We start from the raw sequence: 17043 nt of genomic DNA, 5'->3' as shown, positions 1-17043 counted from the left end.
GACGTTGTGGCGGCGACCGCCGTCTTGATGACCGTATGCCGATATCTCGCGCGTCGCGGTCACTGCATTGCGGTCGGGCCTGACACCTCTCCGCCGCTGCCGATCCGGTTCACGCAGGCGCTCTCAGGCCTGCGCCCGGGCCGCGCGCTCTTCCTCGTCGTACAGCTCCTTCTTAGAAAGCTTGCCGACCGCGGTCTTCGGCAGTTCGGCGCGGATCTCGAGCGCCTGCACCATCTCGTGCTTGCCGAGCTTGTCCTTCAGGAACGCCTGCAGCTCTTCGAGCTTGAACGGCTTGAAGCCGGTGCCCGCCAGCGCCACGGACGATCGAACCTGTTGCCTGCCGAGCTCGGCGATGATGGCAGCAATCAACTGCGCCGAATACACATGCTGGTCGAAATCCGGCGGCAATTGACATTCCGGCACGGCGTCTCGCAGACGCCTTCCAGCGCTCATGGTCGTATTCCTCCCTAGGCTTGGAGTCTTGCTTAAATCGAAATCATTCGCAATGCTGGCGGCAGCCGGCCGGCTACCCCTATCCCCAGCAACGGGCAGCGCGCACGCGGACCGCATCCGGTGATGCCGAATTCGGTCGCGAGGTATTTCGTCGGCGCCGCCGTGCTTCTGGTCAGCACTCCACAACATTCACCGCGAGCCCGCCCAGCGACGTCTCCTTGTATTTGGACTTCATGTCTTCGCCGGTCTGCAACATCGTCTTGATGACGGCATCAAGCGAGACATAGTGCTTGCCGTCGCCACGCAGCGCCAGTCGGGCGGCGTTGATGGCCTTGACGGCCCCCATCGCATTGCGCTCGATGCAAGGGATTTGCACGAGGCCCCCAACCGGATCGCAAGTGAGACCGAGATTGTGCTCCATCCCGATCTCGGCGGCGTTCTCGACCTGGGCCGGCGCACCGCCGAGCACGGCCGTCAGGCCGCCTGCGGCCATCGAGCAAGCGACGCCGACCTCGCCCTGACACCCGACTTCCGCGCCGGAGATCGAGGCATTCGCCTTGTAGAGCATGCCGATTGCGGCCGCGGTGAGCAGGAAGGTAACGACGCCGTCATCGGTCGCGCCCGGACAGAACTTGACGTAGTAGTGCAGCACCGCCGGGATCACGCCGGCGGCGCCGTTGGTCGGCGCGGTCACGATCCGTCCGCGCGCGGCATTCTCCTCGTTTACCGCCATCGCGAAGGCGTTGACCCAATCCATCGCAGCCAGCGGGTCGACGCTCTCGGTGTCGCTGTTGCGGGCCGACAGTTCGCGATAGAGAGCCGGCGCGCGACGGCGAATGTTCAGCGGCCCAGGCAGCGGTTCAGCCGCGCCCGCATTGCCGATCCCGAAGCCGCGGTCGACGCATTGCTTCATCGTCTCCCAGATCTTCAGGAGGCCGGCACGGACGTCAGCGTCGGTGCGATGCACGCACTCATTGCCCAGCACCATGTCGGCGATCGAGCGCCCGCTCGACTGCGCGCGTGCGACCAGCTCGGCGCCGGTTCCGAACGGATACGGCCAAACCGGGAGCTCGCCGCCTGCGCCGCCAGCCACGTCGCCCAAGCCACGTTCGATCACGAACCCGCCGCCGATCGAGAAGTAATAGCGTTCCGCCAGCAGACTGCCATCGGCCGTGAACGCCACAAGACGAATCCCGTTGGGGTGTTCCGGCAACGCGCTGTCGGGCTGGAAGATGATATCGCGCCCGCGCCGGAACGGGACCGGGTGAACATTGAGCAGCCGCAACTCGCCGGAGCGCCGGATCTCCGCAAGCTGCGGCGCCACCTGGGCCGGATCGACCGTATCGGGCTTTTCGCCGAGCAGGCCGAGGATCACGCCGAGATCGGTCGCATGCCCTCGCCCGGTCGCGCCCAGCGAGCCATAGAGGTCGGCGCGGACCTGCGCCGTGCTCGAAAGAAGGCCATCGCGCTCGAGCGCGCGGACGAATTGCCCGGCCGCGCGCATCGGCCCCACCGTATGCGAACTCGAAGGGCCGATGCCGATCTTGAATATGTCGAAGACCGAGAGCATCAGGCAGCAGGCAGTTGTTGCTTTACCAGCTCGACCCAATAGGCGGCGCCGAGCGGCAGGATGGCGTCATTGAAATCGTAGTATGGATTGTGCAACGGCGGATCATTGGCGGTCTCGCCCGCACCGATGCAGATGTAAGCGCCCGGGCGCTCTTGCAGCATGAAGGCGAAATCCTCCGATCCCATCGCCGGCTTGATGTCGGTTTGCACCTGTTCGACGCCGACGAGGTTTGCGGCTGCCGACGCGGCGGCATCGGTTTCCGCGGGCGTGTTGATCACCCCCGGATAACCTCGCATGTAGCTCAGATCGATCTTTGCGCCATGGGTTTGCGCCACGCCGGCGCAGACCTGCTTCATGGCGGCCCCGACTTGATTCTGTATCTCGGCGTCCAGCGTTCTCACCGTGCCACGCAATGTAACGGTTTCGGGCACCACGTTCCAGGTGTCGCCGCCATGGATCTGGGTAACGCTCACGACAGCGGCGTCCATTGCGCCGATGCGGCGGCTCACGATGCCTTGTAGAGCGGAGACGAGATCGGCCGAAACCAGGATCGGGTCGATGCCCTTCTCCGGCGTCGCGGCATGACAACCGCTCCCGGTCACCACGATCTCAAAGGTATCGAGAAAGGCCGTCGCAATGCCGGTCCGGATCGCGAATTTTCCGCGCGGGATATTCGGGACGTTGTGCATCCCGTAGACCGCGTCGGCGGGAAACATCTTGAACAAGCCCTCCTCGACCATCTTCTTGCCGCCGCCTTCATTCTCCTCGGCGGGCTGGAAAACGAAATGGACAGTGCCGCGGAACGGCCGGTGACGGGCGAGCTGCACGGCAGCCCCAAGCAGCATTGTGGTGTGGCCATCATGGCCACAGCCGTGCATCTTGCCGGCGCGGGTTGACTTGTGGACGCGGTCCCCGAGTTCCTGGAGATCAAGCGCATCCATATCGGCGCGCAGCGCGATCGTCGGGCCTTCGCCATTCTTCAGCGTTCCGACCACGCCGGTTCCGCCGAGGCCGCGATGGAGCGGGATCTGCATCTCCATCAGCGCATCGGCCACGAGCTGGGCCGTGCGGTGCTCCTGGAACGCGGTTTCCGGGTTGGCGTGGATATCATGACGCCAATCCAGCATCCGGGCACAGATATCGTCGGCGATTCCAAACTTCTTTGACATGCGTTGGTCCACCTGTCGTTGGTTAGCGATGGAAGAATTCGGCGATCAATGTCGCACCGAGGAATGTGCCCGAAGCGGCCGTCAGCGAGACCACCACGATACGCCAGCTCAGCTTCCTGAAGATCGGAAGATCCTTGGCGACGGAGAAGCCGGCGAGCGTCAGCACGGGGGTCGTGAAAGCCAGGAAGTTCAGCTTGTCGACCGAGCCGATCATCGCGTTGGAGAACGGCAGCAGGCCGGGAATACCGAGCACGGTGGTGACCACGACCAGGATCAGGATGTGCGGCACTTTCGACAGCAGACGGGCAAGGAGGTCGACCAGCAGCACGACCGCGAGCACGACCAGGAGGCCTGCGCCCGATTCCAGCAGCGGAACCTTGTAGGTGAGCGAATTGCCGATCAGGACGCCGCTCGCAACGGCAATCCAGGCGAGCAGCGAGTCGGAGAAGCCGAACGTTGCGTGCTTTGTCTCGCCGGCGCTGGCGATCGAGGGCCCGAGGTTTCCCGACGAGAAGTTCGAGAACCGGCCGAGCACGGGCTCCAGCCTGTCATACAGCCAGGAGCACACCGGCAGCGAGAAGAACAAGGCGAAGTAGAAGCCGAGAACGGCGGTCATCAGGTTCGCCGCCGAGGCGATCGCAATCAGCTCCTTCGCCATCTCGGGCGGACTGTGGCCGTTGATGGTGCCGATCGCGGCCGCCATCATGCTGCCCGAGCCGACGCCGGCGCCCATCGCGAGCGACCGCGGATCGAAGATGTGCAAACTGGCGACAAAGCCGGCCAGCAGCGCGATGAACAGCGCGCCGAGCACGGTGCCGGTGATGTACTCGGCCAGCACGCCGCGCCCTTCGGCGGAGTTCATGCCGTATTTCTCGCCGATGATCACCATGTTGCCTTCACGGCCGATCGAGAAGGTCGCGCCGACCGCTTCGCGCTTGACCCCGAGCAGGAGCGCAATCGGCAGGCCGAGGACGAGCGTGCCAAAGGTGTGCCCGAGCTCCTGGAAGATTAACGCCCAGCCGGCCTTCTGCACCTCCGGCAGCGCGCCGCTTACAGTGAAAGCCATCTTGATCACGAACAGCAGCAGGCCCGCGTTGAGCAGTTGTCCCGCATAGGTCTGCAGGCCGGGCCCGATCCGCGCGGCGGCAGGCAGATAACGCGCTGAGAGGCCCCATGCGGCCGCGATCAGCAGCGCCCACACCATCGGTTGAAGGAGCACCTTGCCCGGTCCGATCTGGAACTGGACGATCCCGACCGTCTCGGCGACGGCAACGATGATCAGAACGGCAACGAACAGCGTGAGCTTGCCTGTGCTTGCGGGATTGACCGCCGGGGCGGCCAGGTCTGCGGAAGGCGAAGAGGTCGACGTCATGATGCTGGACACCTCCAGAAAATGATTGCGGGGCAATGCGGTGAACGGTGAACCAACTTGCCCGCGCAGCATCGGGGAGAAAGCATCTTGCATCAATGATCGTGTCGTCCAGTTTCTGTTGCATTTTTTGCAACACTGGCGGAACGAAGATCCAGCCCGCGAAAGCCGGCATGACCGCGACGTTACCGTTATCGATGCGAACGGCGCGAGGACGGCGAAGCCGTTCCTCGGCCAGTCCCCCGTGCTAGTCGATCGCTCCGGACGAGCCGCCCGGTTCGAGCTTCTGCACATCCGCCACGTTGACGCCAAGCACCACGATGTCGTGCGTCTTGCCCTGAAGGTCTTTCACCTGGTCGCGCAACAGGGCCTCGGCGCGGAAGCCGAGTGCTTCGAAAATCGCGATCGCGCGGGTCTGGTCAGACGTCATCTGTACGGTCAGGCGTTCAAGGCCCATCGACAGCGCGAGGTCAAACGCCTCATTGGAAAGAGCCCGCCCGATGCCGGTGCCGCGCACATGCGAGGAGATCACGGTCCTGATCTCACCGACATGAGCCGACCACGACATGGGGTCCCGCACGATCGTGCCGCACCCCACCACGATGTCGTCCTTGACCACCAGCAGGCTGACGATCGAGCCGCGCTCGATCTCCTTGATCCATGCCGAGAGCACCTTCGGCTCGCGGATATTCCGCGGCAGGAACAGCATGTCGTGCACGGCAAGCGCGTTGGCAAACTCCAGAACGGCGGCCTCGTCGGCAGGCCCCATCAACCGAAACTCGACGTCCCCGCTCTCGAAGTTGACGCGACGCGGATAGGATCGCATCTTGGTGTTCCTCGTGCAGATCGTTCACTCAATCCGAAGTCCAGACTTCGCCACAACCACCTTGCGGGGATCGCAGCGCGTTTTCCGCCTGTCCTGCACGCAGGAGCCAAATCAGGCAAGCCGGGCGTACCGATGTCCCAATATAACTCCTGAAACGGCCCGTTTGCACCTTTCCGTCCCGATATGAGCACATGAACCTGGCGACAATGACCATGGGCGCTTCCAACGACAACCTCGAACAACCGCTGCACGAAATGCTGCGGAGGCATGCCCCGAGGCGCCATAGTGGAGCACGCGCTCCTTGAACTGGGCGGCATCTTCTGATTCTACCTCTTGGTATCGCTCACTCGGTGCAATTCCCCGCGCCAGCTTCACAGTCGCCTCGTTAGCGGCTTTCGCCGGCAGATCACGACCGAGTATCCCTTTATCTTGAAGCCCCGCAAAAGACAGGCCTCCGTTTAAGCTGTCCCGGCAATCGTCCATTCCACCTAGTGAAAGTCGGACCTTTAATGCTCGCGTCAGCGCGGCTATAGGCATCCCCAAGCATGAAAAACTTAGGGGGACGCCGCTAAATGGCAAAATTATCAGCACTTATCGCGAGAAGCATGACCTCGGTCGCCGCCGTGTTGATGTTGGTGAGCACAGCCCGCGCGGCAGACCTCAAAGTCCTGACCACCGGTATTCTGAAGGGCTCGTTCAAGGAGATCGCCACTCGCTTCGAACAAGAGACCGGCCGTAAGGTCATCATGTCGTGGGGACCATCATCCGGCAATTCGCCCGAAGCCAGCCAAGTCCGCGTGAAGAGTGGTGAACATGTAGACGTGCTGATCATGGTCAACACCGGCATGGACGAACTAGTCAAGGGCGGATACTTCACTCCCGTCGAGCGAAAGGACGTCGCGGTCTCCAAGATCGGTGTTGCGGTGAAGACCGGACACAAGATGCCGGACATTTCGACGGAAGCAGCACTACGCCAGACACTTTTGGACGCCACCTCGATCGGCTATTCCGAGGGAGCCAGCGGAACGTATGTTGCCACCGTTCTTCTCAAGAAATTAGGCATCGTCGATCAGGTCGCAGGCAAGAGCCACGTTGTTCTGGGCCGGAAATTTGTTGGCGAAGCGATCGCCAGCGGTGAGGTCGAACTCGGGCTCCAACAGATCAGCGAGTTGCGCCTGGAGCCGGGAATCACCGTAGTCGGCCCGTTGCCCGAAGAGTTGCAGAAGAAAAGCGTAGTTTCTGCCGCCGTCTCTTCCGAGGCAACCGATATGGAAGCTGCGATGCAGTTTCTGGCGTATCTGACGTCGCCCGCGTCAGCGGAATCGATGAAGAAGAGCGGCTTGGACCTACCGGACGCAAAACCATAGCCCCACATGAACGACCCGCATTGTCCAAAAGCGCCAACCACCGAACTTCGCTTGGCAAGCGAGGTTCGGTTCAACCGATACTTGAATGGAGCGACGAGTTCTTCAACAAGGAGGCGCTGACGTTTTGAGCAGCTCCTATTTCGCGTTTTCCTTTAACCAAGCGGCCAGTGCCGCCGCCACTTCGAGATTGTTGAGCTCCAGCATCACCATGTGCACGTTCCCATGGATACCACTGTCCTCCAGTCGCATGGTCTGAACCGATACGCCGGCGCGGTAAAACTCCGCAGAGCCCCGTCAACGTTTGAGTGCCAAGCCGAACAACCACGAGCGGGCTGATCGACCAAATAGACCGCGTAACCCTGCTCGAGGAAATACTCTGCCCAGCCCTTCCGACCATCCGGTGTCATCATCCAGTTGGTCGCCGTCTGCATCGCGCCGTGAATCAATATCAGCGGATACTTCTGCGTGATTGTCTCCGGCGCCAGATACTCCACATACATCTGGCCATGCATAAGCTCCTTACCGGGTTCGCCAACGCAGCGTCCGCCGACGTAAGAGAATGCTCGCTCGGCGGCCACGGTCGGGAGCCTGATCGAGGTTTGGGCCAGCGCGAACGGCGCGCACGCGACCGACCACGAGATGGTGACGATCAGCAAAATCTTTCTCAAGCTGAATTCCTTTTTTGTGCAGCTCGGTGCGAGCTACAGATCGTAGACCGGCTAGAGATCATGGACTGCCGGGCTCCAGCCCATGCTTCTTCAAGACAACCGCCGCATTCGGCCCCGAGAGAAAGATGAGCAAGGCCCGAGCCGGCTCAGGCGATGCCGACGGCTTCAGCAGGCCCGCTGAGAAAGCCGTGACCGACTGAATCTCGGCTGGGAGAGGCCCGACATAGGAAATGCCCTTGATGGCGAGCAACTCGCTGATCTGCGTGAAGCCGATATCCCCGTGGCCCTCCGCAAGAGCCTCTCCAACCGACAGGCCGGGAGCCAGTTGCAGGATCTTCCCCTCAATCTCGCCGGCAACACCCAATCTTTCGAAGAGAGCACGCATATGCTCACTGCTGGGCCCCGACGAAATGACGATTGTCCGGCAATCGCGTAGTGCGCGAGAGAGAGCCTCCGCGGTTGCTATATTTGGCCGTGGGCGGTCGACCCTCACCGCGACACCGATGGCGGACGCCGCCAAATCCGTTCGTTTCACGGCAATGCCGCGCGTGATCAAACTGTCGACGCGCCCCGCAGGCACGACCACAACATCAATATTCTCCCCCGCGCCTGCGCGCCGGAGAATATCGACCGTTCCACCCCATTCGACGGAAACATGATGTCCGGTTTCTTTCTCGAAGGCGGGCAGCAACTCGCTATATGCCTCGCGAACGGCATTCGATGCCAGAATTCGGATCTCGTCGGCCACGACGACCCGAGGAAACCCGGCCAGGAGCGCAGCCACCACGCCGACGACATACCACCAAGGGCAGCGCGTTCTCCTCCGATCCATGCGCGCTCTCCCGTTCACTTCCAGAGACCCACGAGCGGCCAGTAGGTGAACATGAACAGCACGATGACGCCGTACATGACCGTCGCGAGCGGCAGCCCCAGACGCATCATGTCCCGCGTCGTGAAGCCGCCGGCGCCGTATGCGATCATGGCGGGGGCGGACGTCACCGGAATGATCGACAAACATTGGGCAATGAGAGCCACGCCAAGTACGATTCCGACGATCGGCAGGTCCGGATTGTGCAGGGAGACCAGAAAACCGATGATCGCTGGCGTGATCGCGGTCAGGCAGGACGTGATGCTGGTGAAGCAGAAGCGTACGAAGAACACGACAACGAAGATCATGATCGCCAGTGCCGTGACCGACAGGCGTCCCATCCCGGACTCGACGAACGCCACCTTCGACAGCCACGCCGCCCCACCGGTCCTGGTCAGCATCTCCGCCATCGAAATTCCCGCGCCAAACAGCAGAACCGAATTCCAGTCAATTCGCTTGTAGAGATCATTGCAGGTGATGATCCCGACACCCGGCATCACGAGCAGCAGCACGCAAAGCACCGAAATGGCGGATGCCTCGACATGGTGGATCTTGTCGGTCGCCCAGAGGAGGATCGTTAGCACCATGATGAACGACGCCCGCTTCTCGGTCGCGGACATCGGCCCCAATTCCGCGAGGCGTGCGGTGATGTACTCGCTTCCCCCAGGCAATTCTGCAAATTCAAATCTGAAGAGCCGGGTCGCGAGAAAATAGAGGCCGATGGAAAAAAGGACAGTGTAGGGAAGCAAATAGACCAGCCAGTCGACATAGCCGAGTTGGGCTTGGCCTGCTCCTGTCAGGAAACTGACAATCACCGGATTGGGCGCGGCTCCCGTGAGCACTCCCACGCCGGTCACCGATGGCAGAATGCCCGCAAGAAGGAGCATGGCCTTGCCAATCTGGCTGCTGCGCGGAAGGCCAAATGCCTCGATCAGTCCGATCACGATCGGAACGAGCGTCGCCGCTCGCGCGATCACCGAGGGAATGAAGAAGGTCAACGCGAAGGCGGTCAGGATGATGCCGAACATGATCGCATGGGTGTTGGTGCCGACCAGCTTGAGGATCAGATAGGCCACCCGCTTCTCGAGCCCGGTGCTCGTGATCGAAGCCGCCATGGCGAGGCCCGCCGCGACAAACAGCCAGCCGCTGTTCGAGAAGCCGCTGAGCGCGAGCGGGATAGCCTTTGCGGTTCCAAGAATCGTGCCTGGGTCGTTCCCGGCGGGCGAGAAACCGAGCGCCAAGATCAAGAGGAATATGAGCGCGACCGCGCTTACTCCGTAGGGAATTGCTTCGGTGATCCACATCAGCACCACGAAGGTCATCACGGCGATGACGCGCTGTCCCGCCGGCGACAGACCAGCCGGCGATGGCGCCATGATGATTGCGATCATGATCCCCAGCGCAATCAGCACGGTCAGGAATTTCCTCGTGCTCACTCCGGTTGAATCGGACGCAGCATGAACCAGCGTCGACATGCGTATCCTCCGTTTTGATTTTGGCGACCGGCGAAATGCCGATGCTTTTCTATGTTCGTTGCGGCCAGACCTTCGTCAGACCGTTCGATGATGCCTATGCCGGACCGAGCGGAGCCTGCTCAGTCGGCGGCCGCTCCCAGCACCACGACGCCATCCGCGGCGCGCACGCCTTGACCGGCCGGCAAGACGACGACGGGATTGATCTCGGCCTCGATCAGGCGCTCGCCGAGCTGTGCCGCCATCAGCGAGAAGGCCACGATCGTGGACACCAGCGCCTCGACGTCCGCCTTCGGCCGTCCGCGAAATCCGTCCAGCAACGGCCAGGTGATCAGGTCATGCAGCATCGAGAGCGCGTCATCGCGGCTGAGGCCACCCTGCGGCGGCAGGAGACGCATGGTTGTATCCTTGAAGAGTTCCGCGGTGACGCCGCCCATGCCGAGCAGAATCGCTGTGCCGAGCGCATCGCGGTGCATGCCCAGGATCAACTCGGTGCCGCCCGCGACCATCTCCTGAACCAGGAAGCGTTGCGGACGCTCGCCGGTCGCCTTCTCTACATCATTCGCCATGGTGATAAGCCGTCCGCCGATCGTATCCGGCGTCAGATTGATCGCGACGCCACCCACATCGCTCTTGTGCGTGATCCTGCCGGACAGGACCTTCAGGACCACTTTCTCGCCAAGGCCGTGCGCCGCGGCTTCCGCTTCCGCCGATGTCTCGACGATCCGCTCGGCCACCGCGCGAATGCCGAACCGGGTGAAGAGTGCCTTGGCCTGGGCCTCGTCGAGTGAGCCCTTGGAAAATTCGCTGATGTCGACCTGCCGTTCGACCGACAAAGCAACTTCGCGCTGCGAACACTGGGCCGCCAGGAGCAAGCCAGCGAATGCAGACGCGCAGCTTTCGGCTGACGTGTAGGCCGGCACGCCGCGCGCCGTGAGAACCGCGCCGACGTCCGGCGCGTACGGGCTGACATAAGCGATGACCGGCTTGTCGGAGTCCGGCAGGCAGTCGCGAACAGCATCTGCAAGAAGCGCCGGAGATCCGACGGCAGACGACCCTGCAATTATCACCAGGGCATCATAAGACGGGCTGGCAAGCAGAGCGCGGATCGCACCCCGCAGGATGTCCGGATGCAGGCCGGCCAGCGTCAGGTCGACCGGATTGCGGTCGAGGTTGGCATGGGAGCCGGATTGCAGCAACGCAAGACGAGCCGCGGTCTCGGCATCCGGCGTGGGCGTCTCGAAACCGGCGACGCCGAGACTGTCGGAAACGATTGTTCCGGCGCCTCCAGTAGAAGTGAGGATCGCCACGCGCTTTCCGCAAAGCTTCCGCCCCGCAGCGAGAGCGGCCGGAATGTCGAGCAGGTCCTCGAATGTCTTCGCCCGGATCACACCGAGCTGCCTGAACAGCGCATCGTACATGCGATCCGAGCCGGCGAGCGCGCCGGTATGCGAGACGGCTGCCTTGGCTCCGGCCTCCGAACGGCCGATCTTGAAAGCCACCACCGGCTTGCCGGCCAACCGCGCTTTTCGGACTGCTTCGCGGAAACGGACCGGATGCCGGATCGCCTCGACGTACAGCGCAATCACCTTGGTGGCTTCGTCCGCTGCAAGAAATTCGATGAAGTCCGAAAGCTCGAGGTCGGCTTCGTTGCTCGTGGACACGAGCTTCGACAACCCGATGCCACGCGCTGCCGCGCGGGAGAGCAGTGCCCCAAGGATTCCGCCGCTCTGCGACACGAGCCCGATTGGGCCTGCGGGGAAGTGATCCATCGCCAGTGCGCCCGAGGCCGACAGCACGATATTGTCCGTCAGGTTGACGAGGCCAATCGTGTTGGGGCCAAGGATCCGCATCGAACCGGCAGCTTCCAGAAGCTGCCTCTGGCGCAAAGCCCCCTCCTCGCCGGTTTCGGTATAGCCGCTCGCAAGGACGATCGCTGCGGCGGCGCCGCGTTTCGACAACTCCCGCACCGCGAGATGCGCGCGCTCCGCGCCCAGGAGGACGATCCCAACATCGGGCACCGCCGGTAGCGCCCCAACATCGGGATAGCAGGTGAGTTCACCGATGCGTTCGACCTTCGGGTTGACCGGATAAATCGTGCCCGAGAAGCCGTGCTTTTGCAGGAATGCCACCGGCCGTCCAGAGGTCTTGTCTGGATCGGCGGAAGCGCCGATGACGGCGACACTCCGCGGTCGAACGAGGCGTGCGATGGCGTTCATGGCATCACTCCTTCGAGGACGACTTTGCGAGGAACGCCATCACCGCTTCGCGGTGCTCGGCGCTGGTGTAGCAGATGGCTTGCGCCTGACTGCCAAGATCAAAGATCTCGTGTGCCGAATGCTCGAAGGTCTGGTTCAGGATTTTCTTACCCAGTGCGAGCGCGGTCGGTGATCCCTGCGCGAGTTCGACGGCCCATGCCTGCGCGGCCGAAAGAAGCTCGCCGGAGGTCACCTTGCGATCGAGAATGCCGAGCGCGAGAGCCTCGTCGGCCTCGACCATACGCCCGGTGAGGATCAGCTCCTTTGCCTTGGGAAGTCCGACACGTCGTGGAAGATAGTAGGAGCCGCCACCATCGGAAATCAGTCCGCGCTTGATGTAGGACCAGCTGAATTTCGAACGCTCCGAGCCAATCAGAAAATCGCAAGCGAGCGCGGTATCGGCGCCGAGACCGGCCGCGGCACCGTTCACCGCGGCGATGGTCGGCTTAGGCAGGTTGAGCAGCATGGATTGAACCCGATGCACGCCCTGCTGCCTGCTCCAGCCGTTGAATGCGACTTCGCCTTGCGGAGCTTCCAGGCGCCGCTTCATGCCGCTGATATCGCCGCCCGCGCAGAACGCACTGCCGCGCCCCGTCAAAACCAGCGCCCGGATCGACTTGTCGCCCGTGACCGCCTGGAGCGCGTCCACAAATTCCGAGCGCATGTCGTCGCTCATGGCATTTCGACGGTCGGGCCTGTTGAGGGCGATGGTGGCGACGCCGGCATCGACTGAGAACTCGATCAGCTTATAGGTCATGTGCATACCTTCGATTGTGGTTTGGCACTTGCGCAGATTTTCATCGCGGAAGACGCATCACTCCGGCCGCGCCGGCGGATGCCGACCCGGACATCTCGGCGCGCCTGCGCCGAGGGACCAACGATGTATCGATTTCAAGCCGGCGCCCGTCGCGTCCAAGTCGACGAACCGGACCACGCCGGACTATTACCCAATAGGAATGTTAGACATTGCGTTTCATGCTCCCGAGATGCTTTGCGCTTTGTTTTATTGCTTGCTTGTATACTGAGTTGTCATAAAAGCGGATATCCTCCATTTCCATTTAGTGGAATGGGTCGGACGGAGCGCGGCATGGCTTCAGCGCGGCAATATTCTGGTGGCGCAAATGGAAACCGGTCGCTGGAGCGGGGCATCGAGATCCTGCGTGCCTTCCGGCCCGGCGTCGATACGCTCGGCAACGGCGAGATCGCCGAGCGCACCGGCCTGGCTCGCTCTACCGTCAGCCGACTGACCAAGACCTTGGTCGAGTTCGGCATGCTCGACGAAGTCCGGACCGAGCGAAACTATCGGCTTGCCGCCGCCGTACTCAGCCTCGGCCACGCCGTCCGCATGGGATCGCCGGTGCTCAAGGTGCTCAGCCCGCTGATGCGGGCTGAATCCACGCGGCGCCGGCTGAACGTCGGTCTCGCAACGGCGGATCGTACAATGATGGTCTACCTGGAATCCATTCGCTACAGCCCGCGCCCGACGCTGCGCAGCATTGTGGCCGGTCAACAGGTACCGATGGAATTGACCTCGCTTGGGCGCGCCTATCTCGCGGGGATCCCGGACGCGGCCCGCGACACGCTGCTCGTGCAATTCCGGCGACGTAATGCCGCCGCCACCAAGGCGCTGATCGCCGAGGTGCAGAAATCAATCCGCTCCGTCAGGCGCGACGGCTACTGTGCGGTCTCCTGGCAGCCCGGCGTACTCGCCGTCGCCACTCCGATCGTCCTCGACGGTCTGCCGATTTACGCGCTCAACATGAGCCTGCAAGACATCGAACCCACCGAAGCCCTTGGCAGAGAGATCGGCGAGTACCTCATGGTATTCGCCGCACGATGCGAGGAAACACTCTCTGTATCGAGATAACGCCTGAAGCAAGACTGGACGGCACGGCTACGATCTAAGGCCGGGCCGACGTAGCGGTGCGATTATTAACTCCTGGACAAATGGGCCCGCGCAAGGATCGAGGGCCTAACAGCGCGCTGCGCGCGAAATAGTTCGAAATCGTAGTTTGGCGTACAAAATCTTGCAAATGGCGGAGGGAGAGAATCTAGAAAAAGAATTGCTCGTCTGCTGCAGCTCAGATCTTCTCGCTAGGGGAGAATTCCCGATCTCCAGGGCTCTCCGTATTACGTAGGCCATGCAAACTGGCCCGAACCCGCCCACCTGAGGGTTAGTCGCTCGACCCTAAAGCCTCTGGAAGTCGTAGAACTGCTCTTCCCGTCCTGTGGACTTCGGCGGCCATCTCCTAGAATTCAATTTGGATATCCGTTGAATTTTGCTGCGACGATTGGCCGCTCGCAAACTTGGGCGAACCTACTTTCCGGCCCGAAACTTGGGAGCAGTCGATGTCATTGACGCTCTCCTCTCAAGATCAATCAGTTGCTCAAGGCTGGCCGAGCGCTGCCCATTACGTTCAGAAGGAAAGAGCACACTTCAATATTGTGTTTACAACATAACCCGCTATCGCGCTCACAGAATGGAACCGTTTTTGACTTGCCATGCTACAATATTACAATTTTTGATTGTGATATTGACAAAGGTGCTCTATCCTCGCTCGGGTTTGATCGCCGTTTTGAGCTAACGATAAGTCTTTAGGCGGGCTCGATCCCGCACATCGAAGTTGCTGATCAGCTTTTTAGTCGTTCTTTCCGTTCTGCGCCGCCACTTTGCCGCAGAAAGACAAGGGAGAGCAACGTGACAAAATTCCGCGTAAAAGCTTTCTTCATGCACGAGCGAGAGCGCGCGGCCGCAGCGCAGGCTGCTAGTGTAGGGACGATCGCCAACATCGAATGGACTGACGGCTATCTGATTGGAATAGTCGAGGAAGCGAAGATACCCGAACTGATGAACGACGGATTGGTAATCACGCCGATCGAAATGCTGGAGCAGACAGATGATCCTAAACTGCCGCCATCCCGCTCAGTGCGTTCGGCCTCATTGTTAGCACGAAAACAGGGAACAAGGCCGCTCGGGACGTCCAGTGTCGATAAAAGTCTGGCTGCCAAAATCCGATCCGTCATCACGCAGTCTCCACAATTTTACGTTGTGCGTCTCAATGGACCCCTGACCGAAATGCGACGTGACGCCCTCAGGGACACGGGGGTATCCTTGCTCGAACGTCTCAGCAACAACAAGTACACCGCCCGCCTTGCGAAGGACGAGGTGGAAAAGCTTGCCAGCCAACCATTTGTCGATTCGATCCGCCTCTATTCCGAGGAGGACACGCTATCGGCAACTAACAATAAGTCTGTCGGTGTGAGCCGTAGCACAGCCGCAAACGGCGTAAATTTCACCGTCGTCCACGCTGTCCGACTCCATCGCGCGGAGGACATCGCTACTGTGGTAGTCTGGCTACGCCGGATCAACGTGAGCCCGCTTTGGGAGAAAGGCGATGTGATTGGCGTTGCTCTTTCTCAGGGCGGATCGGAAGTCGCCGAACTCGCTAAACTTCCAGAAGTGGCGAGCATCGAAGAGATCTTCCCCGCACGGCCACTTGACAGTCTGGCACGCGGCATTCTGCGTCTTGAGGACAAGGGTCAATCGCTCGGCTTTGAGGGCGAAGGCCAAATCATCGGTATCGCCGATACGGGATTGGACGAACGCCACCCGGACTTCGAGGGCCGAATTGTTCAAATTGTCGCGAAAGGCCGGATCGGGCCACCAGCGGACACCAGCGATCCGGAAGGCCACGGCACGCATGTGGCCGGCTGTGCGCTGGGCGATGGCCGAAATTCGAACGGCGAGGTGAAGGGGGCAGCTCCAAAGGCCAAGCTGTTCTTTCAGTCCATCCTTGATGAGAACGGAGGCCTAGGCGGCCTACCGTTGGATCTAGGCCAGCTCTTTGATGAGGCCTATCAGGCCGGCGTACGCGTACACAACAACAGCTGGGGAGCGTTCGGTTACGCCCGCTATTCGGCAACGTCACTCGACGTCGACCGTTTTGCTGCCGCTCACCCTGATATGCTGATCGTTATCGCTGCGGGCAACGACGGGCTCTCAACGCCACGCGTTCGTGGTACAAAAACCAATTCAAAGGCCGGCTTCGTGGATTGGCCCAGTGTTGCAGCACCCGCCACGGCAAAGAACGGCCTGACGGTCGGAGCGAGCCGAAGCTGCCGCTCGGAAGGGGGGTATGCGAAGCTAACGTTCGGTCAAGCCTGGAACGATCGATACCCGAATGCGCCGACCGCTGACGACTTCGTTTCGGGCAATCCAGATTGCTTAGCGGCCTTCAGCAGCCGGGGTCCATCGGACGATCAGCGGATCAAGCCAGACGTGGTGGCTCCCGGTACCGATATCGCGGCAGCACGTTCGAGCACAGCTCCGTTGTATAAGTTCTGGGGTCCGTACCCGAATAATTCCAAGTACGCATACATGGGCGGCACTAGCATGGCCGCCCCATACGTCGCCGGCTGCGCGGCACTCCTTCGTGAATATTTTATCAAGCAAGCCGGCTGGGCCACACCCAGCGCAGCGCTGCTAAAGGCGACGCTGATAAACGGCACGAAGCGGCTGGCCGGCTATGACGCCGTTGCGGCACTGAACGGTGAGCCAAATTTCCACCAGGGCTTTGGCAGAGTCGACATGGCGAATAGCATTCCAAGTCCGTTGTCGCCGGATCTCAAGCTCGTCTATGTTGATAGTTGGAAGACACCACAAATTTTCGGAAAGACCGGGCAACGGTTCCGTTGGCAGATCAAGGCTGGCGACAAGCTGCCCCTTCGGGCCTGCCTCGCGTGGACTGATGTCCCTCTGCGCGGTTTACAGAACCAGTTGTTCTTGTTGCTGGATGACGAGAACGGTAAGAAGTTCAGCGGCAACAGCAATGCTGCAGCCACCCTCAAGATTTCCGGCATGATCGCCGATCCGAACAACAACGTTCAAATCATCCGAGTGGACAAGGTTAGCCCTGGGACCTTCACGATCGTCGTTACGGCAACCAACCTGCTGCAGCCGCCGCAGGCCTTTGCACTAGTCGTAACAGGCGATCTCCAATCCTCGTTGTCGCCTGTTCCTTGA

At 61.3% G+C, this 17043-nt stretch carries 13 protein-coding genes; 3 read left to right on the top strand and 10 right to left on the bottom strand.

Annotated features, from left to right (window positions below; translation table 11 throughout):
• Positions 1 to 123 precede the first annotated feature (123 nt).
• From HU230_RS35350 to HU230_RS35330, 5 genes are all read right to left on the bottom strand, one after another.
• A complete protein-coding gene (locus tag HU230_RS35350) occupies positions 124 to 453 on the bottom strand; it encodes a hypothetical protein (protein ID WP_176528450.1) in 330 nt (109 codons plus the stop codon).
• 172 nt (positions 454 to 625) lie between these two features.
• Positions 626 to 2026, bottom strand: coding sequence for an L-serine ammonia-lyase (locus tag HU230_RS35345; RefSeq protein ID WP_176535276.1), 1401 nt, complete (start codon positions 2024 to 2026; stop codon positions 626 to 628).
• Positions 2023 to 3192 carry a M20 aminoacylase family protein gene (locus HU230_RS35340; protein WP_176534226.1) on the bottom strand — a complete coding sequence of 390 codons (1170 nt, stop codon included), beginning with the start codon at positions 3190 to 3192 and terminating at the stop codon, positions 2023 to 2025. The genes HU230_RS35345 and HU230_RS35340 overlap by 4 nt, the downstream gene beginning before the upstream one ends.
• Before the next feature lie 22 nt (positions 3193 to 3214).
• Positions 3215 to 4564, bottom strand: coding sequence for a DUF3100 domain-containing protein (locus tag HU230_RS35335; RefSeq protein WP_176534227.1), 1350 nt, complete (start codon positions 4562 to 4564; stop codon positions 3215 to 3217).
• Between the two features lie 244 nt (positions 4565 to 4808).
• Positions 4809 to 5387: a GNAT family N-acetyltransferase gene (locus tag HU230_RS35330; protein WP_176534228.1), complete on the bottom strand. Its 579-nt coding sequence runs from the start codon at positions 5385 to 5387 to the stop codon at positions 4809 to 4811.
• 605 nt (positions 5388 to 5992) lie between these two features.
• On the opposite strand from HU230_RS35330, the gene HU230_RS35325 reads away from it, so the two are divergent.
• Positions 5993 to 6754: a molybdate ABC transporter substrate-binding protein gene (locus HU230_RS35325; protein ID WP_176534229.1), complete on the top strand. Its 762-nt coding sequence runs from the start codon at positions 5993 to 5995 to the stop codon at positions 6752 to 6754.
• Positions 6755 to 6957: 203 nt separating this feature from the next.
• Here HU230_RS35325 and HU230_RS35320 read toward each other — a convergent pair whose 3' ends face one another.
• The 5 genes from HU230_RS35320 to HU230_RS35300 all read right to left on the bottom strand — a co-directional run bounded on the left by HU230_RS35320 (position 6958) and on the right by HU230_RS35300 (position 12777).
• Complete coding sequence (locus HU230_RS35320; protein ID WP_176534230.1) at positions 6958 to 7422, bottom strand: alpha/beta hydrolase family protein; 465 nt, start codon at positions 7420 to 7422, stop codon at positions 6958 to 6960.
• A gap of 58 nt (positions 7423 to 7480) precedes the next feature.
• A complete protein-coding gene (locus HU230_RS35315; protein WP_176534231.1) occupies positions 7481 to 8254 on the bottom strand; it encodes a molybdate ABC transporter substrate-binding protein in 774 nt (257 codons plus the stop codon).
• 14 nt (positions 8255 to 8268) lie between these two features.
• Positions 8269 to 9765 carry an SLC13 family permease gene (locus tag HU230_RS35310; protein ID WP_176534232.1) on the bottom strand — a complete coding sequence of 499 codons (1497 nt, stop codon included), beginning with the start codon at positions 9763 to 9765 and terminating at the stop codon, positions 8269 to 8271.
• Between the two features lie 119 nt (positions 9766 to 9884).
• Positions 9885 to 11981 carry an acetate--CoA ligase family protein gene (locus tag HU230_RS35305; protein WP_176534233.1) on the bottom strand — a complete coding sequence of 699 codons (2097 nt, stop codon included), beginning with the start codon at positions 11979 to 11981 and terminating at the stop codon, positions 9885 to 9887.
• Positions 11982 to 11985: 4 nt separating this feature from the next.
• Positions 11986 to 12777, bottom strand: coding sequence for an enoyl-CoA hydratase/isomerase family protein (locus HU230_RS35300; protein ID WP_176534234.1), 792 nt, complete (start codon positions 12775 to 12777; stop codon positions 11986 to 11988).
• 330 nt (positions 12778 to 13107) lie between these two features.
• Between HU230_RS35300 and HU230_RS35295 the strand changes: the two genes are divergently transcribed.
• Both HU230_RS35295 and HU230_RS35290 read left to right on the top strand, forming a co-directional pair.
• Positions 13108 to 13887 carry an IclR family transcriptional regulator gene (locus HU230_RS35295; RefSeq protein ID WP_176534235.1) on the top strand — a complete coding sequence of 260 codons (780 nt, stop codon included), beginning with the start codon at positions 13108 to 13110 and terminating at the stop codon, positions 13885 to 13887.
• Between the two features lie 831 nt (positions 13888 to 14718).
• A complete protein-coding gene (locus tag HU230_RS35290; RefSeq protein WP_176534236.1) occupies positions 14719 to 17043 on the top strand; it encodes a S8 family serine peptidase in 2325 nt (774 codons plus the stop codon).

Origin of the sequence: Bradyrhizobium quebecense, from assembly GCF_013373795.3 — a bacterium.
In the GTDB taxonomy this organism is placed as follows: domain Bacteria; phylum Pseudomonadota; class Alphaproteobacteria; order Rhizobiales; family Xanthobacteraceae; genus Bradyrhizobium; species Bradyrhizobium quebecense.
This window is presented reverse-complemented; position numbering and strand designations above follow the sequence as displayed.